Origin of the sequence: Saccharopolyspora galaxeae (genome assembly GCF_016526145.1) — a bacterium.
GTDB classification, from domain to species: domain Bacteria; phylum Actinomycetota; class Actinomycetes; order Mycobacteriales; family Pseudonocardiaceae; genus Saccharopolyspora_C; species Saccharopolyspora_C galaxeae.
The window spans coordinates 233,984-260,980 of the sequence record NZ_JADDUE010000001.1 but is presented as its reverse complement, the minus strand read 5'-3'; the positions used below and the strand labels follow the sequence as shown (position 1 = coordinate 260,980).

The following is a 26,997-nucleotide window of genomic DNA, read 5'->3' as shown; positions in this document are numbered from 1 at the left end:
GCGGAACATTCCGGAAGCGATTTTGGCGTTTTCGCGGGGTGCTTTTCCGGTCAATCAGTGGTGTGGTGTTGCATCCATTCCCACACGTCGCGCGGGTCGAAGCGCAGTTCGCGCCCGATCCGGTAGGCCGGTGGCCCAGTCTGCCGGTAGTTCCAGTGATAGAGGGTCCGCACCGGAACCCGCAGGTACTTGGCGAGTTCGTCCATGGTCCAGAGGTGATCGGGCCGGGCACGGCGCGCGGCCATCACACGCCCCCGTCTGCCGCATCGTCTGTCAGCGCGAGCGCGTGTTGCGCGGCCTGATAGTCGGCTCGTGATCGTCGTCTGCGAGCGATCGAATCGAGGATCAGCAGCGGGCGCGGTGGCACGTCAGAGTCACCGGGGCGGATGCGTTCCCAGGTCGCCCCTGGTGAGGCACGTTCCCCAGAATTGCCGAACGAGCGCGCGGGCTGATCACCGCCCTCAGGCAGCACGCCCCCAGCGGTCAGGGTGGCGCGGACATGGGCGCGACGGGTTTCCGCGTGCTGCGGCAGTGTTTTCCCCGTCCACGCGCGCGAGACCAGCACGCGACGCCCGGCCACCCCGAGCGCGTGGGGTTGATGTGCCTTGCCCCGACACTGTCCCGGGTGGGTGCGGGAAGAGGCGCCGCGCGGTTGGATGCCGTAGAGCAGCCACACCCCGCAGCGCGGGGAGCACGGGGTAACGGCGAGTGCGTCCAGCAGCCGCCGGGCGTGCTCGCGCTGCGCGGAGTGCGTGGCGGTGTGGGTTTCGCCGACGCTTTTGGTCAAGTACTTGGTGAGGTACCGGGTGTGCCGTTCGGCTTCCGTGCTGCCGCCGAGCACGCCGCGCACGTCGGTCTGAGCCCCGAACCGCACGGTGTGCGCGGCGTCGGCCGGTTCGGCATCGGGCACGGGTAGCGACTCCTCCCACGTGGGCAGCGCACGCCGGGTGTCCGGATCGCACCAGGCCGACGCGTCCGGATTCCACACCGGTAACCGCTCCCCGCCGTAGACCGGGTGATCGTGCTGGGGCCACCACACGTGGTGATAGGTGCCCGCTACGACCTGGCCCAGCAACGCACGCGGCACCGTGCCACGGATCGCGGTATGTAAGTGCGGAGTCAACCGTTTCTGTGGTTCGACAGCGGCGAAGTACTGCACATTCCAGCCCACGGCACGGCGGAGGTTCTGCCAGAACCGATCAACCAGGCTGGAGAAGTGGATCGCATCGCGGGCCGCGCGGGCGTAGTCGTAGGAGTCCGGATCAACCGGCGTGCCCAACACCGGGGAGTCTGGCCGGTGGGTCTGCCCGCAGCCGCAGCGAACGATGCGGCCGCCACGCCAGCGAGCGGAGTGCACCGGCCCGTAGGACGGCAAGGTGAGCGTGGCGAACAGCGACGGCCGGTAACGCCCGCCCGCATAGGTCTGCCCGATCGTCTCGCCCCGCACCGGACGCCGAGGCAAGTCCGGAATGTCCGCGCGTCGCCGGGTGGAACGGCCCCGATGCGAGGGTGCTGGGTGTTCGATTTCGTCAAAGCCGGGCAGCCGAGAGGTCACGCCCGCATCCCGTAGTGCGCCGTCCACCTCCGCTAACGCTTCCCGGACATCGGCGACGTGGCCGGGTTCGTTGGCTTCCAGCGCTTCCCGGCCGAGCGTGAGCAGATCGGCCCGATAGCCCATCAACGCCGTCTGTTCCCGGTCAGGTTCCCGCCGTCCGGTATCCGGTTCTGCCTCCAGGTGCCAGCCCTGGCGGCATTGCTCGACCCGTAGCCGCCGATGCCGCCGGGCGCACGGCCCGCACACGGCCTCACGGGTAGCGCCGCAGGCCACGGCCACCACCCGAGACGACCCCGTGTCGGTGTCGGTCCGGCGCATGGCCATCGGCCGGGTACACACGTGCTCGTTCTCCGCAGCGGCTTGCGCGACAGACAGCCCGGACGGCCCCCGCAGCATCCCCGCAGAACTGTCCTGTGTGGACTCCGCATCGCGGCCTAGGCCGTCTACAGTGGAGTGTTGTCCAGTCATGTTGTCCCCCGAAAAGTCCCGAAATCCGGTTTCTGGTTATACGGCGGGGGCGGGGTAGGTCTCGGCGAGTCGCACGATCTCGCCATCGGGGGTGTAAGCCGCCCGGACGCGGACCGGTTCGCGTACGCCCTCCTGCACGACGTAGCCCAGACCGGGCAGCGAGCGGGGGATGCGGTCGGCGTGGGCGCCGCGTTCCCAGGAGGCATCCCCCAGGACCATGTCCACTTGGTTCGGGGTGTCCAGCCGCATGGCGACTTTGTAGGGCACCAGCGACCGGAACGGCACGACTTCCTTGGTGGGCTCTTGCGCGTAGGCGTGCACGACGTAGCCCAACGCCCGGCCCTGGGTCAGCAGAATGCCAAGGAGCCGTTCGGCTTCCTGCCCGAGTTTGCGGTCACTGAGGTATTTGGTCACCGCCGCGAGTTCGTCGACGATCACCAGCTCTAGCGGATACTCGATGCTTGGTTCGACCGTGCGCACGACACCGCGCAGCGCGGCCTTGCGGTCGCTCATGCCGTCGACCACGGCCGTGAACACGTCCACGATCGTCTTAGGTTCTTCGCGGGCGTAGCGGGTGAACAGCGGGGCGCCTTGTTCGGCTTCCATCCCGCCTTTCGGGTCGATCATCGTGACCCGCACCCGCCCGGAGTGGATCGCCGGGGCCACCTGGCGCACGGTGCCCCACAACAGCCCGCCTTTCCCCGCGCCGGTCGCCCCGCCGCCGAACAGGTGCGTCCCCAGCAGCGGCACCCGCCACGGGTCCCCGCGTTCGGTGCTGCCCAACGCCACGTGCGACAGATCCAGCGTCTCGCCCGGTGCGTCCGGCATCGGCGGGAGCGCGACCGGGTGCACCAGCGGGTCGCGGCGCATGAATCCCAGGTTCACCACGCCCGGAGAGACTTCGGTGACTGCGCAGCGCTGTACCCGCCGGGAATGCGCGAGTGCTTCGGCCGCCGTTTCGAAATCATGGGTACGTTGCCCGGCCGCCAGCCGCACCCGCACGTCATCCCAGTACCGACCGGAACGCACCGACATCAGCCGGGGCACGTGTCCCGGTCTCCACTGGTCGTCATGTCCGACCAGCCGCGCGGCCCGCGCCCACCGTGCCCACCGCAGTTCATACACCGCCGAGCGCATCACCCCGGAACGCAGCGGCCCGGTGACCCGTCGCTCGAATGACTCCGGTCCGCCGATGCGCCACGCCAGCCCGAACCCGAACAGGAGCAGTCCGATCACTATCAGGCCGACCAGCCCCGCTGTGTGCCAGCACCACCACACCGCGCCCGCCACCGCGAGTACGAGCGGATGCCGGATCAACCACCCTGCCAGCGCGAACACGCCGGTCGCGATCGCTTCGCTGATCTCGGCTACCTCGGTAGCGACATCCGCCGATTCCTGCCCACCGCCGCCGTCCTCCCACGGTGCCCGAGACCGACCACCACGACCACGCACCACCACACACCCCCGAACAAAGCGCCCCGAAGAAAGAAGAAGGCCCCCGGGAACGACGCGCCCCGCTCGCGCCGTCCCGGGGGCCAGCCACCACCCACCGCCCACCCACCCGTGGACGGTGGGATGGCGGCTACTCGGACACTCGCCGCCCCGATTCAGCGAGTTCCGAGGCCAAATCACGCACCGCGGCCACAGCCGCCCGCAGCGGCTCCGACAACGCCGACTCCGACACCGTCACCGGCCGCCCAGCGTTTTCCAGATCATCCGCCGCCGCGCCGACTTCATCGGCCGCACGCCGCAGATCCTCACTCATCACCGCACCCCCGATCTGTCGTTACGCGCCCAGATGACCGCCGAGATACCGCAGCCGGACCGACGCATCCCGCAGCACTTGCTCAGCCTCCCGAAGCCGCGCCAGCGCCGTTCGCGACGATTCCTCGATCTGCGGATACTCGTCTCCGAACGCGGCAAACACCCTGTTGCACGAGGCCGAAGACTCTTCGAGTTCGGACACCACCCGGAATCCGACCCGGGCCGCATCCGACATCACCTCACGCTCAGCGATGACCCGAAACGCTTCCTCCGTCGTGGCTGGCACTACTCACACCCCCGTCCCGCCGTTGATCTCCCGCATCAAATCCCACATCCACGATCCCTGCGATTCATGCGCCGAAATGATCGCGTGCGCACACGCCACGCAGACAATTGACAGCATTTCCAATTCCGTGTCCCACACCATGATTGCGAAATGCCGACCCGGTCCACACGATTCCTGTTCCGGTTCGGGTTCCGGTTCCGCAGTCACGCCGCGCCCTCGACCGGATCACCCCGCCGCACCCGGTCCAGCACCAGCCGCCGCGCCGAACGCCAGCCCACACACCCGGCCAGCTGCACCATCCGCGCCTGACACGCTGCGCAATCCTCCGATGCGGACCGCGCCGGCCACTCCCGCAACGCCGCCGCAATCTGATCCGCCAGCGCCCGCACATGCGCATCGGCCGTGCTCATCCGACCCGGCCCAACAGCGACCGGCCCCGTTCCCGGCACTGCCGCGCCCGTGTCTCGGCCAGTTCCGACGCAGCATCCCCGCCGACCGACATCGCGTCCCACACTTCGGCCAGATGAAAGAACGTTTCGCCCCGGACCGCTCGCACCGCCTCGCATGAGTTCCCCCTCTGCATCAGTTCCGTAATCGCGTCCGAAATAGCGTCCGCGCCAGCCATTCCACCCCCTCATTCGGTCATGCCTCATCAATAAACCGCGTGTGCGAACCCAAAAACGACCGGTGAAACTCCCGCACACTCACCGAACCATCCGGGCCGATATGGTCCTCTTCCGGCTGCTGGCATAACGTGCAATACCCGAGTGCAGTCACATCCGGAGCCGGATGCAACATCTCGTACTCAATACCCTTACCCGGAACATCATCGGAACCGGCCACTTTCTCACCCCCTCCCGCCCTAACGCGGGGATCGAGGGAAGGGTTACCGGCGGCGGGGTTTCCGACGCTGAACCCCGGATAGCCCCACCGATTTCGGCATCGCCTGATACAATTCCGACCGCTGCATCGCAGTCAGTCCCGCCCGTGTACCGACCGGAAATGCCGCCCGCGTGCCTGTGCCGGTTTCCCACTCCAGAATATCCCGCAGGCATTCATGCCGGACCGGACAGTCCGCACACACCTGCCGTGCCCGTTGGCTCTGTCCCTGCCGCCCCTCGAACAGCTCAGGAACTTCCGCGCACGCCGCTTCCGAATGCCACGAGGGGCGCGCCCCGCCACGGAACACCGCCAGCGCCAACGCGCCCCAGGCCACCGGCACCGGCCACACCGGACCCGAATCGCCCGGTTCAGCCATGCAGACCCCGAGCCGTGCGCAGCATCATCCGCAACTGCGACGTGAGATCCGACCGTTCCCGCTCCGACAGCTCCGCACCATCCGTGCCGCCGCCGGTCATCACCGCCAGCAACTCGGCGAGCAGCCACGCCGTGGACTGGCCGAGATCACGATTCCCGCCAACCGCTTGTTCCACCGTGATCAGCACGTCCGGATCACCGGCCAACGGCCCACCGAGCAGATACCACGCCCCATGATCCGACGGCGCCACCGTCCACTCACGCGGCAACAACCGCAACATCGACGGCCCCGGCGGCAACGCCCGCTGACTGCTGTGCCGCCCCATCAACGATCACCCGAACCCGACGATCCCGAACCTTCACCGGAACTCGGCGCCGCCGACGAACCGCCCCTGGCACCTTTCCCCGACGAGCCCGACCCCGCCGACGAGCCGCCACCCGACGACGCAGGTCGAACCCCATCGGCGCGGAGCTGGAACGTCAGATACCGAAATTCGCCCTGCCCGCCCACACGCGGCTCCGCCGTGAGGCCCACGAACTCGACCGGCCGAACACCCAAACCCGCAATCGGGTCCGGCAACACCGGCTCATCCTCCGACAACACCTGAACGGTCGGTGACGCCTCACTCCGCCGAGCCGGAGCCGGATCCGACACCATCACCATCCAAATCGGCAACCCCGTCGCCTCATCCCGACGCTGCCGAGCAGCACGACCCCGAGCCCGATCCTGCTCACTCTGCCGTTCCGTCGCAGGCTCCACTTCACCAATCGCCAACGCACCCGACGGAAACACATCACCAAAACTCACCGGAAACCGATAATTACGCGCTAACGCCAAAACGCGCACTCTCCCCTAAATTGCTGCGACTCCCCGAAACACCGAAGACCACGGCCCCCCGACCACGAACCCTCCGGATACGCAACAACCTAACGGCGATTCGACCACGCACAATCCCTGGACCAGCACAAACAGACTGTGGTATATCCCACTACGATCAAAACCAGCACGAACACTACTGGCCACCCAGGGCCACGGATACGCTCAGAGATTGGCCTAAACCTCTCTCGCGCGCAAGACACTAAACGTCCGCTAAACACCCGCTAGACGTCCACTAAAAATACGGCGTGTCGTTCACTCGAAAAGACGATCCTGCCACTTGACAAACACGCAAAAAAGTGCCGGAACCAGCCGCACGCTGACCCCGGCACTTCCCAACCAGCGGGCACCTACGGCGTACTACCTACGTGTGCCCGTAGCAACCCTCCGGCCATCCTCACCAGACTTCACACCAGCGCACCAGGCGCAAGCGCAATATCCGGACCGGACAACGAACACCCGCTTCCCGCCCGCTTACGACCGAACTTCGCCCTCAGTCCTCACAGTCCGACCAGACCCACCGAACCGCCTGCAACAGCGCATCCAACACCGAAAACGTCGTCTCCCGGTCCCACGTCGCACCCATGCGGAACCCCAGGTCCAGAACCACCCCGGGATCTTCACCGCGATGCCCCGTGACCGTCACCGTGTTGTACCCGACCTCCACCGGCCACTCGTGCAACAACCCAGCGTCTAGCGCCGCCTCCTTGTCCGGATCGCGGTGAGCGAATTCCCACACCGGGCCACAATTGCCCATCTTCCTGACTAGCGGGCGAAAATTGCGTTCATCCATCCAAATTCCCCCGTGTTTCATTACGGAAACGTTGTGAGGGGGCCCGGCCGCGCAGTAATAAGCGGCACCGCCCGGCCGGACCCACTGCTAGGCACAGCGACGAAAAAGAGAAACAACCGTGCCCAGGCCACCCAGCAAAGCCCCGTTAGCGGCATATACGGCCACTGTGGCGAACAGGACTGACCGGGGAGCGGCCCGAGTCGACTCAGCAACGAGAACGACCGACCAGACATCAAGCAAGCCCACTACCAAAGCCGTCCGTGGGCACATCCCGCGCACGCCGTCACTTCGCTATGCACGGGCACGAGCCGGGACACCGGCGCGGATGACACCCGGCCCGTGCGATCACTCACTTAAGCCCGCGCACACGGCTTGCCCGGCCACGCGGTGAATGCCACGGACAACCACAGTCGTTACAGTGCAACAGGGACAACCTCCCTTCGTTCGCATCGTCAGGACCCCCTGCCGGTGTCAGGTGTGAACAGCGTGATCACCGAACAGGGACACTCAATCCGGCAGCGAACGGCGTGCGATACCGTCCCCACCGGCCCCCGCTAGCTACCGACTAGCGGGGGCCACCATTCAATGACGGCCCAGTTCGTTGCTCGCGTTCTGCACGCTCCGCGCACTCGCGCTGCAACATCGCTGTACACGCCTCACAGGAAGCAGCCATCACCCACTGCTCTTCTGTGACCTCCGCCCACAATTCAACTTCTGAGCCGCAGACAGACGTCTCCGATAGCTGCCGGTCCCAACGACGCCCGCGGAACGCGTGCCGCACCTGGTCACCGCTCGGACGCCAATAATGCCGGTCACGGTCACTTAACGGCCCATCCATCACGCCGCCACCCCGCGAACACCAAGCCGGGGAGACCACCGATCGACGCCACCAGGGCCGCGCCGCCACCACGTCACCCTTCTCGGTTCCTCCCCGTCCGGATCCTCACTCGGCCACGCGATCGGTTCGGTTTCAGCGGCCGGATCCGCAGCCGTAGCCACCGCCAACGATGCCGACAACACCCGATTCCGCGAGGTCGCCAATTCCCGAAGCCCCATCAACCCGGCCGCAGGCCATGCCTTAACCCCCACGGCTGCCGCGCACCCCGGGCACACTTCACGATCAAGCAGGGGACTTGCCTCCCCTGCTGCCAAGTTGACCGGCAAGACCACCCGCCGAACGTGAAACGGCCCGTACGCCCACACCCCGCACGCAGTCGGCAGAACCCAGCCACCAAGTCGATTCACCACATGCCACGACGTGTCGCCCACTGTTGCCGACGCCACCCACGCCAACCCCGCCATCACCGACCACCGTCCGAGGAACGATCACTCGGACCCCACGCAAGCAACATCCCCAACGCCGCCACGAGCAGCACGAACACCACCGCCCCTGTCATCCCGCCACCACCCGACGCGTCGATGCCTCGCTGCTCAGCACGGGGTACGTCGTGCGCTGCTGAGACAGCGATACCTCCTCGCTTGATCTAGGGCTCGTTCGTCCACGTGGCTGCCGGTGATACAACTTCCAGTTAGTCATGGCGTGAGCTTATAACTGAGACTCAATCGACGACACAGATTCACTGTCTGCTGATCGGGTTAATTTTGAGACTCAATCGGACACTCTGTGTGTTCAGAGCACCATGAGGCAGACTGTTCGCCATGCTCGACGAAGATCCCGGCCCAGTAGTTCAGCGATTGATCCTCGGGGAACGTCTCCGCGCGCTTCGCGAGGCAAGCGGGGTCGGTCTGGATGACGCCAATGCCGCGCTTGGCTGGTACCGAGGCAAGCTGTCGAAGGTAGAGACTGGCACCCTCGGCGCCTCCGAGAAGGAGTTGACAACTCTCCTCAGTCGGTACGGCGTCACCGGCCCTGACGCTGAGCAAGTCCGCCAGCTCGGACGCGAGGCACGCCGACGAGCTGCGCCTGAACGGGTCTCCGACTGGGCCAAGCAGTACATCCCGCTCGAACGTGCGTCATCTGAGATTCGCATGGTCTACGGCGAGGTCCCCGGCTTGCTTCAGACGAAGGACTACGCACGCGCACAACTATCGCGTTCGCCAGTCGTCACTGCGGCCGACCTGGACTCGATGGCTGCCGCACGCGAAGAGCGAGGGAACCGCCTGTACCGCGACGGCGCTCCTCACGTCTGGGCTGTCCTCGGCGAGGAGGCACTACGCCGCCGTGTCGGAACACACGACCAGATGGGTACGCAGCTTCGCCGACTGCGCGAGATCGCTGACCTACCTTCTGTCACCTTGAAGGTGGTTCCTCTTGAGCACGGACCGCACGCGGGCTTGAGCTGTCCGTTCACACTGCTATGGATCGAGCAGGCGCGGGCCACCATCGCGTACGTCGAGACGCTGACCGGTGCCGACTACGTGAAGAGCACCGAGGCGTATACCCTCGCGTTCGATCAGGCCGAAGGTGACGCACTGTCGGAGGACGACACGCGGGCACTGATCGACCGCTGCATACAGGGAGTAACGCATGACTGACACAACCGGCGCTGTGTGGCGCAAGTCCGGCCGTAGCGGCGGGGCGCAGCAATGCGTTGAAGTCGCTACCAATCTCACCAACATGGCCATGATCCGCGACTCAAAGCTAAGCGACGAGTCCCCAATCATTAAGGTAAAGTCGTCCGTTTTTGCGGCTTTCATCGGCGCCGTGAAGGGCAGCCGCTTCAACGGCTGACATACTTCCGCGACTGAGCCCCGACCCTCTGGCGGTCGGGGCTTTGTCGTGTTCTACGTAGGCGCAGTCTGTTGCCGAATTTTTCTGTACCTGTATCAAGGCGCCGCCTGTCGGCGGCGCGGGCGGGAGCTTTTCCGGCGCTTGCGCTCCACCGCTGGCGCGGTGTTCTCGCGCCGCAGCTCCCGCCTGTTTACCCTCTCAGGCTCACACAGTGATCAGCCCCAGCCCATCGGGACCAACACGAACACGACTGGTCCGATCGAGCTAGCGACCAGGCATAACCACCGGGTCCTTTCGAAATCTACTGCTGCGGCAACCGTTGCCAGTTACTCATCGCAAGCGGTCATCAGATTTTGTGCCGGTGCTCGTTCCTTATCCACGCCCGACACGAGTCGTGCGCCCTCTTCGCGTAGAAGCTCGACCAACGCAGGGGCGCGATCTCCCCGGCGGACCGCGGCGAATACTTTGCGTCGTGGTCCAGAACGGAGGGTGCGTACTGCGATACCGGAGCGCGAGGCGCTGTTCCAACCAAGCCGGGGAAGCACCGTTATCCCTAGTCCAGCCCGAACGAGCCCGATAGCGGCAGTAAAGTCGTCCACTGTGTGCATCACTCGAGGTTGGAATCCTGCTTGGTTTGCTGCCGCCACCGCGCAGTCGTGCCAGGCGCTTCCCGGCGCGGACATGACCCAGTCCTGGCCCTCCAGATGCGTGGCGAAATCGAGGTCTGGCTCGGCGCAGAGCGGATCATCGGCGCGCAAAACGGCGTCGTAGGGTTCGGTCAGCAGCGGTTCCAGGCGTACCTGCGGATGGTCGCTGTGGGGGAGGTGTCGGCATGACATCGTGATGACCAGTTCCACATCGCCATTGATCAGGCGATCGATGCTGGTCTCGGGTTCGACCTGCATAATATGGAACTTCCACTGCGGGCGCATGTGCCGTAGCCGCGCTATAGCCGGGGCGATGAAGCTGGGGATGGCCGACGCGAACGCGCCGACTCTCGTGAGGCCGCGCTCTCCCTGTTGGTATGCCTCCAAGTCGGCCTTGGCGCTTTCCAGCTCGGAGAAGATCGTGCGTGCATGTTCGATCAGTAGCCACGCCCCCGGGGTTAGGCGGATGTTTCGTCCGTCCTTCTCCACCAAGATCACACCGGACTCGTGCTCGAGAAGGCTGATCTGCTGTGATACCGCGGAGGGGCTCATGTGCACTGCTTCCGCTGTCGCCCGCACGGTTCCGTGACGAGCAAGAGCCTCAAGCAGTCTTAGCCGACGAACATCGATCACCAAGCTCACCCTGACTCCACTTTTTGGTCATACCATCACGCATTTACGTCTTGCTGCCGGACTTGATTCTCCCGAAAGTTCCGTAGATCCACTATAAGGGTGCCTGGTTGTGCGCTTCTGTTGCACGACGAGCTGGTGAACCAGCTACAGCCGACCACGCCTAGCACAGGGGCCAGTCACGACCCGTCCGGACTCGGTGGTGTCTTTTCATCCATTGGCGGTCGTGCTGTCCAAGTGGTGGGATTACCGATCCTCGCAGTTCCGTACCCTCGGGCGAGCTTGTCCACTTAAGCCACTCTTCTTCCCATGGCCGGTGCTGCTGAAGTACCTTCGCCCACAATTGGATACTAGATAGGAAAAATTTGTGAATCCTTCCCCAAGCTCTTATGAATCGTGTGTGCACGTGCATAAGCATCTCCTTTCCGTGGGTCCACAGAACAGCAATAGCGGCTCGCGGTACGAGTCAGATTTCGCCATGCTGGTGTGGATAAATCGAGCTAGCGAACAGCGACGCCGGATGCTGAGGTACGGCTCGGCTGGTTAACGAGGCGGATGCGGCGTTAGTGCATTACCGTCCGGGGGCTCGTACTGCACAGTCGTTATGACGTACCGATCTCTCGGCCCTCGACAGTGAGGCACTTCTGGCGGATACCGCGATGTTTGCCAGACCAAGTGACCAGAAATACCCCGGCAAAAATGACTGCTGCTCCCAACAACGATGCCGCCGACGGTCGCTCACCGAGGACCACGTATGCAGCGAGCAAGCCAAACACGGGCACTAGTAGAGAGTACGGTGCGACCACACTTGCCGGATAACGAAGAAGCAGTGAGTTCCAGGCGCCGAAACCGAACAATGTCGCCAGAACGACAAGGTAGGCCAACGCGGCGATTGGCGCGAATTCCATAGTGGTCAACGCATGCACTACGGTCGCCGGACTCTCCACAACTACCGACAGCGCGACAAGCGGAATGGGCGGAACGATACTGGACCAGATGAGCAGGTCGAGGCTGGAAGTTGCCTTGGCGTATCGGATGCAGACATTCGCTGCAGCCCAGGATGCCGCACCACCCAAAACCAGCAGGAGAGCCATGAAAGGAACAGTATCTCCTGTCCCGATTCCGATTATGGCGACTCCGGCCGTTGCCACCACAGTCCCCGTGACCTCGGCGCCTCGTGGGCGTTCGCGCAGAAATACACTCCCGAAGACCAGAGTAAAAACAGCCTGTGACTGCAGAATGAGCGATGAAAGCCCGGCGGGCATACCCAGATGCATTCCCAAGAACAATAGTCCGAAATTGCCCACCCCCAGAAACAGGCCAACCAGGAAAATCAGGACCCATCCAATTCTTGGCTTTCGCACAAAGAAGATGGCAGGTATCGCTACAAAAGCGAAGCGCAGCGCAGCGAAAAGCAAGGGCGGGTAGTGCTTCAGCCCAATATTGATCACAACGAAGTTAACACCCCATACCAGGGCGACGGTAGCCGCCACCGCCGCATGTCCGGATCGCATACAGTAAGCATAAGCCGCATATCCCACCTCTACTATCACATTTTCTCGAACAAGAGCGTTAAGCACAGCAGAACATTCGCGCCTTTACTTGCAAGGCGCAAGGGGCCACAGGTAGCAAACCCCTACGGAAGGTGGCGCTCGTGAGGATGACTTCAGATGTCGAGTACCAGTTCCGAACTTTCGGTAGCGATTGTGTGGGTTTGCGTTTCCGTCTGCAATTGACAATATAAAGATGGACGGGCCGTACTGGCGTTTCAGATTATCCAGCGAATGTCAGGCCGTGTGCAGCTGCTCGTAGTGCTCGACGTTCGGGAACGGGTCGTAGAAGTGGTGCAGCAGCGCTCGCCATTGCTGGTACTGGGGCGAGGAGCGGAAGCCCTCCGTGTGGTCCTCAAGCTGTTCCCACTCGACAAGCAGCAGGTAGGTACTTAGCCGTTCGATGCAGCGTGAGAGGCGCAGGCTGCGAAAACCAGGCATCGCCGCGATGATGGCTTTGGCCTCCGAGAATGCCAATTCGAAATCGTTCTCTTGGCCGGGTACCACGTACAGCAGGGCATGCTCGAGAATCATGCCGCCATGATCCACGTCGGCGCGGGGAGAATCCACCCGTATTACGAGCCGATCCTTTAGCGTGTCTCGGGCGCTGGAGGGCCAACGTTCACCTGTGGCATACCGGGCACATCGCTTAATGATGTTCTGGGGCGCTCGCCGCCCCCAAGCCCCCGGCGGTCTCCGGGATGGGTGGGGTGGAGCTGTGGTGTCCGGTTGTTTGGGTGATCGCTTGGTGTGTCCCCACCCCGTCGACCGCCACGAGGGCTATCAGGCCAGGTCAAGGGGCAGTCTGCGCGCAAACTCGGCCGGGTGCATCGGGTACCCCTTGACCCGTCCTGATCGGGCTGCGCCCGGTCGACGGGATGGGGACACCGAGGCACCCATTGTGTGGGGAGACTCCATGACCCGCCAGTGCTGGCTACCCACAACAGGGCACCTTTACGACCCGCGTGGTCCGGTGAAGTGCCCCGGTGCGGTCTCAGCCCCGCCGGTGCCGGTGGGCAGCAGTCCCGCACCAGGTGCAGGCGTGGTTGCGTGGGCAACGTGAAGCGTCTCCCAAGCCGGTCGCAGCGAGCGGCGAACTGAACCGATGGCGACACGAGGAACGCACAGCGTCAAGCCGCAGAAAAACTTTCCGGCCGGACCGCACAGCTTTCCCAAACTCTGAGGAAGCGGTCCGGCCGAAAACTTCTTCTAAACGCGGCTGGACCCTGCACGCCCCTCGTGTGGTCCCGCCATCAGTTCGCCACACGCCACGACCTACAGGAGGCACCCATGCTGTTCGCCCACTCCGTCCGCACCTGCACCCGCTGCGGAACCGAATTCCGCTGCTGGCAGCGCCACGCCCACTACTGTGAGTCCTGCCGAGCCACGCCGCGCCCGCTCGGCCAGCTCGCCCTGTTCCCGCCCCGCCAGGCACGCGCGGGCAGCGTCGGCTGATCCCCCTCCGTTAAGGAGAGGGTGGCCCCGCCGCTCGGTCAGGGTGCGCGAGGCCGCCCCTACAAGCAGCCCTCAGCCGGGCCCCGGCCAGGCCGTCACCAGGCCGTGAAACGTCACGAACCACCCCAAACCAATACGCACTAACAAGCAACATTGGCGCAGGTCAGAGCAGCCGTGAACGGCATTGCCACACGTCAGCGAACCCCGGTGAGAAGAACAGGCCGTTCACTCGAAATCGTGCTGGAGCGAACGGACTTTTCGACCGGCCTACCGGGACGCACCGGCCGTTCACCCGCGCCGGGGCGGTTCACGGTCGGACTTCGAGCGCGTCGTCGCGGGCAACGGTGAGCAGGCCGTCGCGGATGCGCAGGACCATGTCGGCGTGCTCGGTCTCCGCGGGGCGGTGCGTCACGTGCAGCACGGTTCGTCCGGCGGCGTCGCCGTGCAGGCGCCGCAGCAGTGCGTCCGAGGTCGGGACGTCGAGGTGCGCGGTCGGTTCGTCCAGCAGCAGCGGCCCCTCGCCGAGCAAAGCGCGAGCCAGGGCGAGCCGCTGCGCCTCACCACCGGACAGCGCGGTGCCTCCGGAGCCGACGAACTCGCCCAGCCGCTCGCCCCAGTCCGGCAACCCGGCCAGCAGCAGCGCCTCGGCCAGCCGCTGGTCATCGGCCTCGGGCGCGGCCATCCGCAGGTTCTCCCGGACCGTGGTGGCCACCAGGCCAGGTTCCTGCGGGCACCAGGCGAACCGCTGCGGCACGCGCGCTTCGCCGCGTTCCACCGGCAGCATCCCCAGCAGCAGAGCCAAAAATGTCGACTTGCCGCTTCCGGACGGCCCGAGGATCGCGACGTGCGCGCCCGCCGGGATCCGAACCGTGGCGCCGTGCAGCGCGGCCGCGGGGGCACCAGGCCAGCGGACATCGACGTCGCGGAGCTCGATGTCGCCGTTCTCCGCGCGCTCGGCGGCCGTGTCCACTTCGGACTCGTGACTCGATGCCGGTGCGGCCCCGAGCAGCGGAGCGACTCGATCGTGCGCGGAGCGCAGATTCCGCCACTGCTGCACCGCGGCGGGCAACTCCGCCACCGCCTCCGCCGCGGCGAGCGGCACCAGCGCCAGCAACGGCGCCAGCTCCGGCGCGAGCCGTCCGGCGGCCACCGCCTGAGCCGCGAACCACGCGCCACCCAGCACCGCGATGCCCACCGCGAGCACCTGCACCGCCGTGGCCGCACCAGCGCCGAAGGCCGCGCGGCGCGCGCGAGCGGCCAGCCGCGCATCGACATCCGCCAGCTCCGCACGCCGATCGGCGTGCGCACCGAACGCGATCAGCTCACCCGCGCCGTCCAGCAGCGCCAGCAGCCGAGCCGCGATGCGGCGACGGCCATCGGCCACCGCGGCGCTCGCGCGCCGCTCCGCGAACAGCGCGGCAGCGCAGCCGCCGAAGGCGGCGAGCAGCAGCGCGGCGGCGAGCAGTGCGCCTGCTGCGGGCAACACGACGGACTGCACGGCGACCGCCGCCGCGGCGACGAGCACCGCGATCAGCGGTGGGAGGAGGACCCGCGGCACCAGGTCGCGCACCGAGTCGACGTCGTCGACGAGGCGCGCGGCGCCGTCGCCGCGGCGGAGCGCGGCGGAGCGCGCCGGGCCCAGGCGCACCAGCGCGTCCCACAGGCGCAGCCGCAGCACGCCGGAGAGGCGGAACGCCGCGTCGTGCGTGCAGAGGCGCTCGACGTAGCGCAGCGCGGCGCGCGAGAGCGCGAACGTGCGCACTCCGACGACGGCCACGGACAGCGTGAGGATCGGTGGCTGCTGGGACGCCCGAGCGATCAGCCACGCGGAGGCCGCGGTCAGCGCCAACCCCGCCATCAGCGACAACGCGCCGAACACGACTCCGGCCAGGGTGCGCGGCGTGATCAGCTCGCGCAGCCGCCCGCGCGCCGGCTCCAAACCGGGCACTTCCGCAGGTTCCGCGGCGTGCGCGGCCTCGGGTTCGGCGGGTACCGCGTCCGGCCGGTGGCTGGCGAGCACCACCGTCACACCGCGGTCGGCAACGCGCTTAATGGCTTTGTCGACTTTGTGCGCAGTGGCCTGATCGAGGTGCGCGGTGGGTTCGTCCAGCAGCAGCACGCGCGCATCGCCTTCGAGCCGCAGCAACGCGCGCGCCACCGCGACCCGCTGGCGCTCCCCTGTGGACAGTCCGTCGACGCGGCGATCGTGCAGGTGCGCCGCGGCGACTTCCCGCAGCGCGACCGGGATCGCCGCAGCGGTGCCCGCGGGCTGATCGGTCACCGCGAGCTCGAGCTCGTCGGCGACAGTTCCGCCGGTGAACACCGGCCGCTGCGGCACCCACGCGAGGTTCCTGCGCCATTGCGCGGGATCGAACTCCGCGATGTCCGCGCCCCCGTAGGTCACCGCGCCGCGCTCCGGCCGGATGAACCCGAGCAGCACCGAGAACGTCGTGGACTTACCGCTGCCGCTGGGGCCGATGCCGTCGAACCCTTCCAGCCGCAGCACCCGCCCCGGCTCTGCGGTGCAGCTGAGCCCGTCCGGTGCCCGGCCACCGCGCCGCGCCACGGCGAGATCGCGCACCCGCAGCGACCCGGAGGTCGGCACCTGCGCCGTCCCGGCACGTTCGTCCTCGGCCGCGGAGACGATCTCGTCGACCCGCCGCACCGCTTCGACACCGTCCTCGCTGGCGTGGTGCGCCGCACCAGCGGCCCGCAGCGGCAGGTAGCACTCCGGCGCGAGCACCAGCACCAGCAGCCCGGTGGCCAGGTCGAGCTCACCGGATACCAGCCGCAACCCGATGCCGACCGCGACCAGCGCCACCGACAGCGACGACGCCAGCTCCAGCACCAGCGCGGACAGGAACGCGATCCGCAACGTGGCGACCGTGCTGGTGCGATGCCGGTCGCTGACCCGGCGCACCACCTCGCGCTGCGCCCGGGCCCGCCCGAACGCGCTGAGCACCGGCAGCGCGCGCACCAACTCGTGCAACTGCCCGGAAAGCCGCTGCATCGACTCGGTGGCCCGCGCGGTCCGCTGCTCGGTGAACCGCCCGACCAGCCACGCGAACAGCGGGATCAACGGCACCGTGATCACGATCGCCAGCGCCGAAGGCGGATCGGCGTACAGGATCGACGCCCCCACCAGCAGCGGCACGACGGACGCGGTGACCAGCGCGGGCAAGTACTTCGTGAAGTAGGCGTCGAGCGCGTCGAGCCCCTTGGTGGCCAGCGCGGTCAGCTCCGCGGGACCGCGCCGCTGGATCCACTCCGGACCGCGGCGCAGCGCCACGTCGACCAGCCGCGCCCGCAGCTCCTCCTTGGCCCCGGCCGCGGCCCGCGCGGAAACCGCCTCGGTCGCCCAACCCAGAACGGCACGCGCGACGATCGCGCCTGCCAGCACACCGAGCCGGTCGCTGATCGCGGCGCCACCGACGCCATGCGCCACCACATCGGACAGCGCACTCGCGAGCGCCCAGGCTTGCACCACCAGCGCGGCGGCGTTGCCCACCGCCAGCGAACCGCCCGCCACCAGGGCTCGCCGGGCGGAACCGGACAGCCGGGGCAGCGCGCCCAGCGGCCCGCTCACGGCGCGTGCACCGGCGGGATGTGGTGGGCGCCGATGCGCTTGCGGAACACCCAGTAAGTCCAGCCCTGGTAGACCAGCACGGCCGGCGTGCCGAACGCGGCGACCCAGGTCATCACGGTGAGCGTGTACGGGCTCGATGCGGTGTCCGCGACCGACAACGACCACTCCGGGTCCAAAGTGGACGGGAGCACGTCGGGCCACAGCGCACCGAACAACGTCACCACCACGCCCGCGAGCGCGACGCCCTGCAGTGCGAACGCCTGCCCGTCCCGCCACGAGTACATCCGCACCAGCCCGGCCAACGCCGCCACCAGCGCGACGACCAGCGGAACCCACGTCCACGCGGAACCCGCCGCGAACTGCGCGACCAGCACCAGCAGGACCACCGGCAGCAGCAGCGGCACACCGAAGCGCAGCGCGAAGGCCCGCGCCCGCTCCCGCACCTCACCGGCGGTCTTCAACGACAGGAACGCCGCCCCGTGCAGGAACGAGAACCCCCACACCGCCAGCGCACCGAGCACGTTCGACGTGGTCAGGATGCCCAGCGGCCCACCGACCCGATCGCCGTTGGCATCCAGCGGCAGGCCGAACACGCTGGCCGACAAGATCAGCCCGACCATCATCGGCGAGATCCACGAGGCCAGCACGATCACGGTGTCCCAGCTGCGCCGCCACCGCGCCGTGTCCACCTTGCCGCGGTACTCGAACGCCACCCCGCGCCCGATCAGCGCCAGCAGCAGCAACAGCAGCGGCAGATATGCGGCGCTGAACAGCGAGGCGTACCAGCCGGGGAACGCGGCGAACGTCGCCCCGCCCGCCACGATCAGCCAGACCTCGTTGCCGTCCCAGACCGGGCCGATCGTGTTGATCAGCACCCGGCGTTCCCGCTCCTCGCGGCCCAGGATCGGCAGCAGCATCCCGACGCCGAAGTCGAAGCCCTCCAGGAACAGGTAGCCCAGCCACAGCACGGCGATCAGGGCGAACCAGAACGTGGGCAGGTCCATCACTCATCCACTCCGGTCAGTACGCGAACGACAGGGTGTCGTCGGACTTGTCGTCCTCGGACGGCTCGTGCGGCATCGCGGCGTCCACCCCGGCCCGGACGTAGCGCACGATCAGGAAGATCTCCACCACGGCCAGCACGCCGTAGATGCTGGTCAGCGCGATCAGCGAGGTCAGCATCTCGCCCGGCGACACCCCGGAGGAGACCGCCTGCGCGGTGTACATCCACACTCCGTCCACACCGGACGGAGTGGGGTTCGGCGCCACCACGAACGGCTGGCGGCCGAGCTCGGTAAAGATCCAGCCGAACGCGTTGCCCAGGAACGGCGTCGCGATGCTGGCCACGGCCAGCGGCGCCCACCAGCGTCCCTTCGGGAACCGGTTCTTGCGGGTCAGCCACAGCACCGCGACCGAACCGAGCGCGGCCATCGCCCCGAAGCCGATCATGAACCGGAATCCCCAGTAAGTGGCCGGCAGGTTCGGCACGTAGTCGATCGGCGCCCCGGCGTACTGCCCCATCCGCGGATCGTCCGGCAGGTGCGTGCCGTACTTGGCCTGGTATTCCGGCACCAGCTGCTGGATGCCCTTGACCTCGCTGCTGAAGTCGCCGTTGGCCAGGTACGACAGGATGTAGGGCACGGTGAAGCTCTTGACGTCCTCGCAGTTCGGCTGCCCCACGTCGCCGTAGGCGAAGATCGAGAAGCTGGCGGGCTGCTCGGTGTGGCACAGCGCCTCGGCCGAAGCCATCTTCATCGGCTGCTGCTCGAACATCAGCTTGCCCTGCACATCGCCGGACAGCGCGAGCCCGGCGAACGCGATCACGCCGACCCATGCGCCCAGCCGCATCGAGACGTGCCAGAGCTTGCGGTCCTCGTCGTCCGGGTCCGAGTTCCGGTGGTGCTTGGCGATCTTGTAGGCGGCGATGCCGATCAGGAACGAACCGGCCACCGCGAAGCAGCCGAAGATGGTGTGCGGGAACGCGGCCAGCACGGTGTTGTTGCCCAGCACCGCCCAGATCGAGTTCAGTCGCGGGCGCCCGTCGGCGAACTCGATGCCGACCGGGTGCTGCATCCACGAGTTCGCCGCCAGGATGAAGTACGCCGACGCGGCCGTGGCCAGCGAGAACGCCCAGGCGCACGCGAGGTGCACGCGCTTCGGCAGCCGGTCCCAACCGAAGATCCACAGCCCCAGGAAGGTGGATTCGACGAAGAACGCGACCAGGCCCTCCATGGCCAGCGGGGCGCCGAACACGTCGCCGACGAACCGCGAGTACTCGCTCCAGGCCATGCCGAACTGGAACTCCTGCACGATCCCGGTGACCACGCCCATCGCGAAGTTGATCATCATCAACTTGCCCCAGAACCGGGTCATCCGCAGGTAGCGCTGCTTCCCGGTGCGCACCCAAGCCGTCTGCATTCCGGCGACCAGCAGCGAAAGCCCGATGGTCAGCGGAACCATCAGGAAGTGGTAGACGGTCGTGATCCCGAATTGCCAGCGGGCGATGTCGAGGAGGTCCACGCGGCCAGTCTGCCGCCGCCGGAATCGGCCCGATCAGGGACGGGCGTCCTGCACGAAGGGACTTTTGGTCCGGCACCACCCGGGACTTTGGTCCTGGCAGGTGGCTCGGGCCACTCTTTTCTACCAATAACCCGCGCCGCGCGGAACCCTTCTCCGCCGAGCCTGCCGGAACGAAAAGGCGAAATACGGAATGGAACGAATTCGGCGGCCGCTCAGCGCAGCGCGTCGGCCACCGCTTGCGCGGTGTCGAAGACCAGCGGCCCGATCTCCTCGTCGGCGGGCAGCGATTCGAGCGACAGGACGCCGACGCTCGCCCGCAATCCCGGCACCCCGCGAACCGGTGCGGCCACGCCGGACGTCCCGGCGTGCGGTTCCCCGCTCGCGGCGACCCACCGCGGCCCGCCCGCGGGCAGATCCACCGCTCGCCCGGCCGCGCCGCGCTGCACCGGGTGCCGCGTCCCCACCCGGTAGGACACGTGGCAACTCGTCCACGACGGTTCGACCACCGCGACCGCCTGCGCGTCCCCGCCGTCGGCGACGGTCAGGTGCGCGGTCGCGCCGACCCGCTCGGCCAGTCCGCGCAGCGCGGGCAGCGAAGCGAACCGCAGCTGCGGCAGCACCCTCCCGGCCAGCCACAGCACGCCGAGCCCGAGCCGCACCCGGGTCCCTTCCCGGCGCACCAGGCCGCGGCTCTGCAACGGCCCGAGCAGCCGGTACACCGCGGCCCTGCTGACCCCGGCGGCGTGCGCGAGATCGCTGATGGTCGGTGCCGAACCTTCCGCGTCGGCCACCGCCTGCAGCAGGTTCAGGCCGCGCTCCAGCGTCAGCGAAGTCTCCTTCGGCGCGGCCGGGGCTTCGCGCGGCACCTGCGAGCGGGGTGCGCGCGCAGGCTCGGGCACGGGCGGGCGGCTCACCGGCGTCACCGCCAGGCCGCGGACAGCACGGTGCCCGTGACCTCGCTGAGCCCGACCACCGACCCGTCCGGCCCCGGCGCGGTCCCGCCGAGCGTGACCCGGTCCCCGTCCTGCAGGAAGGTGCGCTGCTCACCGTCGTCGAGGGTGATCGGTTCCGCCCCGCCCCAGGTGAGTTCGAGCAGGCAACCGCGCTCCTCGCGGGACGGCCCGGACACGGTTCCGGAGGCGAACAGGTCGCCCGGCCGCACCTGCGCGCCGTTCACCGTCATGTGCGCCAGCTGCTGCGCGGGCGACCAGTGCATCGCGGCGAACCGCGGCCGGGACAGCGGGATGTCGTTGCACCGCACCTCCAGCGCCAGGTCCAGGCCCCACGGGTCGATCTCGAGGAGGTAGTCGTGCAGCCCGTGCTCGCGTTCCGGCAGCGGAACGCGGGCCTGCTCGAAGGCCTCCAGCGGCGTGATCCACCCGGCGATGGAGGTGGCGAACGACTTCGACAGGAACGGCCCGAGCGGCTGCGCCTCCCAAGCTTGCAGGTCCCGCGCGGACCAGTCGTTGACCAGCGCCACCCCGAAGCAGTGCGCCGGGAAGTCGGCGGTGGCCACCTGCGCGGCCGGTTCCCCGCCGCAGACGAACCCGACCTCGGCTTCGAAGTCCAGCCGCCGCGTCGGGCCGAACGCGGGATGCAGGTCGCCGCTGGTGCGCCGCTGCCCGCTGGGCCGCGGCACGTCGGTGCCGGAGACCTGCACGGTGCCGGAGCGGCCGTGGTAGCCGATCGGCAGGTGCGTCCAGTTCTCCGGCAGGACCGGCGAACCCCGCCGCAAGATGCGCCCGACGTTCTCGGCGTGGTGCCGCGACGAGTAGAAGTCGACGTAGTCGCCGACGCGGAACGGCAGCACCAGCGTGTGCCAGTCGGTGCGCAGCAGCCCGGCGCCGGCAGGCGCGGAATCCGCGGTGACCAGCTCGGTGAGCCGTTCCCGCAGCTCCCGCCACCGCTGGTGGCCCGCGGCCAGCAGCGGATCCAGCGAGTTCGCGCTGACCAGCTCGGCCAGCCGCGGTCCGAGCGAGTCGGCGATCCCGCGCAGCGGCAAGGCGTGCTTGCCGACGCGCGCGCAGATCACCGGACCGCTGGAGGTGACCAGCACGCCGTAGGGCAGCGTCTGCGGCCCGAACGGCTTGTCCGCGGCGAACTCGGGATCCTCGATCCAGGTCACAACAGCCCCAGCCCTTCCAGGTCGGTCGCCGGGTCGGTCAGCGAGTCGGAGCCGTAGGAGGAGAACACGTCGCGCACCGCGGTGGCGGCCTCGTCGGACAGCGAGTTCGCCTCCTCCGCGAGCGCCTCCGCGTCGGTGCTGGCCAGCGCATCTCGCACGTCCTTGCCGGACAGGCAGCGCGCGGTGGCGACCAGCATGTTCAGGAACCCGTGCCGCACGTACCCGTTGTCGGGGTCTTCGCCGCGGACCGCCGAGCGGATGCCCGCGGTGGTCTTGAACGGCACGGACAGGGTGCTGATGGTGGCCAGGAAGTCGGCCACGACGTCGACCGGCGGCACCGACTCGGAGGTCGGCCCGCCGCAGCGCAGCTTCGGCCAGCAGCCGTGCTCGGCGACCCGCTTGACCCCGTCCAGCCAGCCGTCCTCGGTGCTGCGGCGGGGTTCCACGACGCGCACCACGTCCTCGGGAACGAACTCGGAGACCCGCTCGAGCCAGATGTCGTCGACGTCCGAGGGCGCGGGCATCTCCACCATCCGCAGCGCCAGCAGCTCCTGGCGGCCCTCGATGATCGACAGCGATTTCGGCACGCCGCCGAGGCCGGTGTCGCACACCAGCGACAGCGGCACCGGTTCGGCGGGCTTGGCCTTGGCGAGCTCGGTGATCAGCTCGGCGAGCCGGGACGCCTGGCACAGCATCGGACCGAGCAGCCCGCTGTATTGCCCGCCGCGGGCGGCGAGGTGGGCGGACACCGCCTCCGGGGCCGGCGCGCTGCCCGGTGGGAACAGCGCGGCGTCGTCGACCAGTCGGGAGAACAGGGGCGGTATGCCGCGCGGACCCGGCGCGCGAAGCTCAACAGCGCTTGACACGGCGAACACGCTAATGCCGCGCCGTTCAGTGAACAAAGGTGGCCGATATACGAACGTTCGGCGGACTTGACCAGCCTCCCACCGGCCGATCATCGGCCCTGGTGTGCGCGTTGCGAAGCCGCCTCATCCGGGCGGGCGACAGGCCGCGCGGACTCCGCTCGGAGCTGATCGCGCGGGCGGCCGCTGCCGAACCGGCTTCGAGCGCCGATCACTCGTACGGCGGTTCCCCCCGGGGGAAGGGACGGAGCGTGCTCAGCACCCGGGATTCACCCGTCGGATGCGCGCAGCAGGAACCGATCACCTGGTAAGACGGAAACGACTTTCCCCCACCGGAGCGATTGGGTTAGGCTTACCTAAGTAGGAGGTGAGCGGTGCGCGAGAGGACGACACGTCGCCCGGCGAAGCCGAACCCGGCGGAGCGGGCCAGGACGATTGCCCGGCGCGGTGGGCGGGCCGCGCTGATGCCCTCCGGCGAGACCGCCGCGCGGATCTCCCCGTTGCTGCACCACGTGCACCCGGACGGCTCCGCGACGGTGCTGCTCGCCGACGAGCACCCGCTGGTCGGGACCGCGTGGCAGTCGCCGCGTGCGGAGCTGACCGCGGTGCTCGAGCTCGCCGATCCCACTCCGGTGCAACTGCGCGAACCGGTGCGCGGCCTGTTGTGGCTGACCGGCACGATCCGGCTGCTCAGCGGCGAGCAGGCCCGCGAGGACGTGCTCGCGGTGGCCGAGCAACGCCCGGACAGCAGGCTGCTGGACGCCGGGCACGGCGCTTCGGTGCTCAAGCTGGACCCGGCCTCGCTGGTGCTCGCGGACGCCGAAGGCACCTGCTCGGTGCCCGCCGCGGACTTCAGCGCGGCCCGCCCGGACCCGTTCTGCCTGCTGGAGGACGGCTGGCTGCGGCACTTGGAGAGCTCGCACCGGGACGTGGTGGGCCTGCTGGCCCGGCACCTGCCGGAGGAGTTGCGCGGCGGGCACATCCGCCCGCTCGGGCTGGACCGCTTCGGCCTGCGGTTGCGGGTGGAGTCCGCGGACGGCGATCACGACGTCCGGCTGGCGTTCTCCGGCCCGGTCGCCGACGCCAAGGCGCTGGGCCTGGAGCTGCGCCGGTTGGTCGGCTGCCCGTTCCTGGCCGCTCAGCAGGCCGGGTAGCAGCGCTCACCGGCGCTGTCGGTCAGTCCTCGGTCCGCGAACGGCTGCCGTGCAACGGCTCGATGCGGCCGCGCTTGTAGCGCAGCGGCTCCGCGTCGCCTCCCAGCAGCAGCGCCTCGTCCACGTGTCCGCCGCGGGTGACCCGCCACAGGAACGCGTGCGCGGCGATCCACGCCGACATCTCGTTCGCGGTGGGCACGAACCGCACCAGCAGCGGATAGCGCGCCAGCCCGGCGTGATCGGTCTCCTCGTGGTCCTCGCGCAGCTCGATCAGCAGCGATCCGCGCACCCCGACGAGGTCCGCAGGACCGATCGGCCCGTCCAGCGCCAGCAACGGGTGCACCAGCTCCAATGCGGCCAGCACGTGCTCGGTGGAGGGCTCTCCGCGCAGGAAAACCCGGTAGCCGGTCATCGCCCGTCCCCCTCGTGTCTCGGCCCCCCGTGCTTCGTCGGCCGCGCTTCGTCGGCCCGTGTCCTGCCGGACCGCAGATCGGCGGCCCCCCGCTCGGATGTCTCACGTCCGCGTGCGGTTCCGCCGGACCGCCGCCGATTTTCCCCGTATCGTCCGGGGAATCTTCCGCGAATCGCGGGCCGGTACGGTGCACCGGGTGAGCATCGTGCGCACCTGGTCGTTCCCGGCCCGGCCGGCCGAACCCGGCGAGCTCACCGACCCGGCCCAGCGCCGGATGATCGGTGTCGAGCTGGTCGTGGTGTTCACCGTGACGCTGGGCATGTCGGGTCTGCAGAGCCTGCTCTCGCTGCTGGACGCACTTTCGCAGCAGGCGCCGCTGGCCGACCAGTCGGTAGCGATCAATCGGCCGCAGGCGCAGCTGGGCCTGCTGAACCTGCTGGAGCAGCTGGCGAACGTGCTGCGGCTGCTGTCCTGGGGCGCGCTGGGGATTTTCCTGCTGTGGCGCGGTGGGATCGCGCTGGCCCGGATCGGCATGGACCGTTCGCGCCCGTGGCGCGACCTCGCGGGCGGCGCGGGCTTGGCGGCGCTGATCGGCGTTCCCGGACTCGGGCTGTACCTGGTCGCGCACGCGCTGGGCCTGAGCCTCACCGTGCAGCCGTCCACTTTGGACGACGCGTGGTGGCGGGCGCCGGTGCTGGTGCTTTCCGCGTTCGGCAACTCCTTCGCCGAGGAAGCGCTGGTGGTCGCCTACCTGCTGACCCGGCTGCGGCAGCTCGGCTGGTCGGAGAACAGGTCGTTGTGGCTGTCCGCGGTGCTGCGCGGCAGCTACCACCTGTACCAGGGGTTCGGCGGGTTCGTGGGCAACCTGGTGATGGGTCTGGTCTACGGCCGGGTGTGGCAGCGGACGAACCGGCTGTGGCCGCTGGTGGCCGGGCACGCGCTGATCGACGTGGTCGCGTTCGTCGGCTACGCGGCGCTGCGCGGGCACGTCGGTTGGCTGCCCTGAGCGCAACGATCCCGCCGTAGATCGACTTTTCTGCGCAAGGATCGATCTTCCCGAAGCCGGGACGGTTCCGATTTCGGCTACGCCGACTAGGCTTTCGCGACGTGAGTGAACCGCACGTGCGCAGCGAGGTCGGCGGCCTGCACAGCGTTCTGCTGCACCGCCCGGGCAACGAGCTCAAACGCCTCACGCCGCGCAACAGCGACCAGCTGCTGTTCGACGCGATCCCGTGGGTGGACCGCGCGCAGGCCGAGCACGACGCCTTCGCCGATGTGCTGCGCGGCCGCGGCATCGAGGTCGTGCTGCTGCGCGACCTGCTGGTGCAGACCCTCGGCGACGCGCGGGCGCGGGCCGCGGCGGTGCATTCCGGCGTCGACGAGCTGCGGCTGGGCCAGGACGTCGCCGACACCCTCCGCTCCTACCTGTCCACAGTGCCCGAACAGGTGCTCGCGGAGGCGCTGACCGCGGGCATGACCTTCGAGGAACTACCCGGTTCGGAAGGCCGTTCGCTGGTGCGCCGGATGCACCACTCGCACGACTTCGCGCTCACGCCGCTGCCGAACCTGCTGTTCACCCGCGACTCCTCGGTGTGGGTCGGCGACCGCGCGGCGATCGCCGCGCTGGCGATGCCCGCCCGCCGCCGCGAGTCCGCGCTCACCGACCTGATCTACGCCTACCACCCGCGCTTCTCGCACTCGGCCCGCGCGTACGGCGCGCACTCCGCCCCCGTCGAGGGCGGCGACGTGCTGCTGCTGGCGCCGGGCGTGGTCGCTATCGGCGTCGGCGAACGCACCACCCCGGCGGGCGCGGAGTCCTTCGCCCGCTCGATGTTCGCCGACGACCTCGCGCACACCGTGCTGGCCGTGCCGATCGAGCAGCAGCGTGCGTCGATGCACCTGGACACGGTGTGCACGATGGTCGATGTGGACGCCGTGGTGATGTACCCGGCGGTGCAGCATTCGCTGACCGCGTACGCGCTGCGCCCCAAGGACGGCGACCTGGACGTCGCCGACCCGGAGCCGTTCCTCGACGCGGCGGCGCGCGCGATGGGCATCGACCGCCTCCGCGTCATCGACACCGGCCTGGACCCGGTCACCGCGGAACGCGAGCAGTGGGAGGACGGCAACAACACGCTCGCGCTGTCCCCCGGCGTCGTCGTCGCCTACGAGCGCAACGTCGAGACGAACTCCCGCCTGGAAGCCGCCGGCGTCGAGGTGCTGCGCGTCAGCGGCACCGAACTCGGCTCCGGCCGCGGCGGCCCGCGGTGCATGTCCTGCCCGCTCGTCCGCGAGGCGCTTTGACGGCTGCGAAATGATTTCGCTCACCCGATCCACGTTGTGCCGGGCGGCCTCCCGGAAGT

25 protein-coding genes are annotated in these 26,997 nt (G+C 68.2%); 5 read left to right on the top strand and 20 right to left on the bottom strand.

The window, feature by feature from the left end:
* Positions 1-50: 50 nt before the first annotated feature.
* The 10 genes from INP57_RS01180 to INP57_RS01135 form a co-directional block, all read right to left on the bottom strand.
* Entirely contained in the window at positions 51-206 is a 156-nt protein-coding gene (locus INP57_RS01180; protein ID WP_233626564.1) for a helix-turn-helix domain-containing protein, read from the bottom strand.
* 38 nt (positions 207-244) lie between these two features.
* Positions 245-1,951, bottom strand: a complete 1,707-nt coding sequence (locus INP57_RS01175; protein ID WP_200068120.1) for a replication initiator — start codon at positions 1,949-1,951, stop codon at positions 245-247.
* Between the two features lie 108 nt (positions 1,952-2,059).
* Positions 2,060-3,475, bottom strand: a complete 1,416-nt coding sequence (locus tag INP57_RS01170) for a cell division protein FtsK (protein ID WP_307849839.1) — start codon at positions 3,473-3,475, stop codon at positions 2,060-2,062.
* A 130-nt stretch (positions 3,476-3,605) separates the two neighbouring features.
* Positions 3,606-3,788, bottom strand: a complete 183-nt coding sequence (locus tag INP57_RS01165; protein ID WP_200068119.1) for a hypothetical protein — start codon at positions 3,786-3,788, stop codon at positions 3,606-3,608.
* Positions 3,789-3,809: 21 nt separating this feature from the next.
* Positions 3,810-4,073, bottom strand: a complete 264-nt coding sequence (locus INP57_RS01160) for a hypothetical protein (protein ID WP_200068118.1) — start codon at positions 4,071-4,073, stop codon at positions 3,810-3,812.
* Between the two features lie 203 nt (positions 4,074-4,276).
* Entirely contained in the window at positions 4,277-4,483 is a 207-nt protein-coding gene (locus INP57_RS01155; RefSeq protein ID WP_200068117.1) for a hypothetical protein, read from the bottom strand.
* A gap of 232 nt (positions 4,484-4,715) precedes the next feature.
* The gene (locus INP57_RS01150; protein WP_200068116.1) at positions 4,716-4,916 is read right to left on the bottom strand and encodes a hypothetical protein; all 201 of its coding nucleotides are present in this window, start codon (positions 4,914-4,916) and stop codon (positions 4,716-4,718) included.
* 43 nt (positions 4,917-4,959) lie between these two features.
* Positions 4,960-5,331: a WhiB family transcriptional regulator gene (locus tag INP57_RS01145; RefSeq protein WP_200068115.1), complete on the bottom strand. Its 372-nt coding sequence runs from the start codon at positions 5,329-5,331 to the stop codon at positions 4,960-4,962.
* Positions 5,324-5,656 carry a hypothetical protein gene (locus INP57_RS01140; protein WP_200068114.1) on the bottom strand — a complete coding sequence of 111 codons (333 nt, stop codon included), beginning with the start codon at positions 5,654-5,656 and terminating at the stop codon, positions 5,324-5,326. The genes INP57_RS01145 and INP57_RS01140 overlap by 8 nt, the downstream gene beginning before the upstream one ends.
* Positions 5,657-6,700: 1,044 nt before the next feature.
* A complete protein-coding gene (locus INP57_RS01135; protein ID WP_200068113.1) occupies positions 6,701-7,000 on the bottom strand; it encodes a hypothetical protein in 300 nt (99 codons plus the stop codon).
* 1,659 nt (positions 7,001-8,659) lie between these two features.
* On the opposite strand from INP57_RS01135, the gene INP57_RS01130 reads away from it, so the two are divergent.
* Together INP57_RS01130 and INP57_RS01125 are read left to right on the top strand one after the other, a co-directional pair.
* Positions 8,660-9,496, top strand: coding sequence for a helix-turn-helix domain-containing protein (locus INP57_RS01130; RefSeq protein ID WP_200068112.1), 837 nt, complete (start codon positions 8,660-8,662; stop codon positions 9,494-9,496).
* Positions 9,489-9,692 carry a DUF397 domain-containing protein gene (locus INP57_RS01125; RefSeq protein ID WP_200068111.1) on the top strand — a complete coding sequence of 68 codons (204 nt, stop codon included), beginning with the start codon at positions 9,489-9,491 and terminating at the stop codon, positions 9,690-9,692. The genes INP57_RS01130 and INP57_RS01125 overlap by 8 nt, the downstream gene beginning before the upstream one ends.
* 326 nt (positions 9,693-10,018) lie before the next feature.
* Here INP57_RS01125 and INP57_RS01120 read toward each other — a convergent pair whose 3' ends face one another.
* From INP57_RS01120 to INP57_RS01080, 9 genes are all read right to left on the bottom strand, one after another.
* Positions 10,019-10,981, bottom strand: a complete 963-nt coding sequence (locus INP57_RS01120) for a LysR family transcriptional regulator (RefSeq protein ID WP_200068110.1) — start codon at positions 10,979-10,981, stop codon at positions 10,019-10,021.
* Between the two features lie 590 nt (positions 10,982-11,571).
* A complete protein-coding gene (locus INP57_RS01115) occupies positions 11,572-12,483 on the bottom strand; it encodes an EamA family transporter (RefSeq protein WP_200068109.1) in 912 nt (303 codons plus the stop codon).
* Between the two features lie 273 nt (positions 12,484-12,756).
* On the bottom strand, positions 12,757-13,053 hold the full coding sequence (locus INP57_RS01110) for an antibiotic biosynthesis monooxygenase family protein (RefSeq protein WP_200068108.1): 297 nt from the start codon (positions 13,051-13,053) through the stop codon (positions 12,757-12,759).
* A 1,228-nt stretch (positions 13,054-14,281) separates the two neighbouring features.
* Positions 14,282-17,560 carry a thiol reductant ABC exporter subunit CydD gene (gene cydD / locus INP57_RS01105; protein ID WP_307849838.1) on the bottom strand — a complete coding sequence of 1,093 codons (3,279 nt, stop codon included), beginning with the start codon at positions 17,558-17,560 and terminating at the stop codon, positions 14,282-14,284.
* Positions 17,557-18,564: a cytochrome d ubiquinol oxidase subunit II gene (gene cydB, locus INP57_RS01100; RefSeq protein ID WP_200068107.1), complete on the bottom strand. Its 1,008-nt coding sequence runs from the start codon at positions 18,562-18,564 to the stop codon at positions 17,557-17,559. The genes cydD and cydB overlap by 4 nt, the downstream gene beginning before the upstream one ends.
* 16 nt (positions 18,565-18,580) lie before the next feature.
* Positions 18,581-20,080 (bottom strand): cytochrome ubiquinol oxidase subunit I, encoded by a 1,500-nt coding sequence (locus INP57_RS01095; protein WP_200068106.1) that lies wholly within the window; start codon positions 20,078-20,080, stop codon positions 18,581-18,583.
* Positions 20,081-20,292: 212 nt separating this feature from the next.
* A complete protein-coding gene (locus tag INP57_RS01090) occupies positions 20,293-20,979 on the bottom strand; it encodes an IclR family transcriptional regulator (RefSeq protein ID WP_200068652.1) in 687 nt (228 codons plus the stop codon).
* A 20-nt stretch (positions 20,980-20,999) separates the two neighbouring features.
* Entirely contained in the window at positions 21,000-22,205 is a 1,206-nt protein-coding gene (locus tag INP57_RS01085; protein ID WP_200068105.1) for a fumarylacetoacetate hydrolase family protein, read from the bottom strand.
* Positions 22,202-23,071: a hypothetical protein gene (locus INP57_RS01080; RefSeq protein ID WP_295148747.1), complete on the bottom strand. Its 870-nt coding sequence runs from the start codon at positions 23,069-23,071 to the stop codon at positions 22,202-22,204. The genes INP57_RS01085 and INP57_RS01080 overlap by 4 nt, the downstream gene beginning before the upstream one ends.
* Before the next feature lie 371 nt (positions 23,072-23,442).
* Between INP57_RS01080 and INP57_RS01075 the strand changes: the two genes are divergently transcribed.
* Entirely contained in the window at positions 23,443-24,222 is a 780-nt protein-coding gene (locus INP57_RS01075; protein ID WP_295148744.1) for a DUF2470 domain-containing protein, read from the top strand.
* Positions 24,223-24,244: 22 nt separating this feature from the next.
* Here the strand turns inward: INP57_RS01075 and INP57_RS01070 are convergent, their stop codons facing one another.
* A complete protein-coding gene (locus INP57_RS01070) occupies positions 24,245-24,634 on the bottom strand; it encodes a hypothetical protein (protein ID WP_200068104.1) in 390 nt (129 codons plus the stop codon).
* Positions 24,635-24,830: 196 nt separating this feature from the next.
* Here INP57_RS01070 and INP57_RS01065 point away from each other — a divergent pair, with 196 nt between their 5' ends.
* A complete protein-coding gene (locus INP57_RS01065) occupies positions 24,831-25,640 on the top strand; it encodes a CPBP family intramembrane glutamic endopeptidase (RefSeq protein ID WP_374220899.1) in 810 nt (269 codons plus the stop codon).
* Between the two features lie 116 nt (positions 25,641-25,756).
* On the top strand, positions 25,757-26,938 hold the full coding sequence (locus INP57_RS01060; protein WP_200068649.1) for an arginine deiminase: 1,182 nt from the start codon (positions 25,757-25,759) through the stop codon (positions 26,936-26,938).
* The last annotated feature ends 59 nt before the right edge of the window (positions 26,939-26,997 follow it).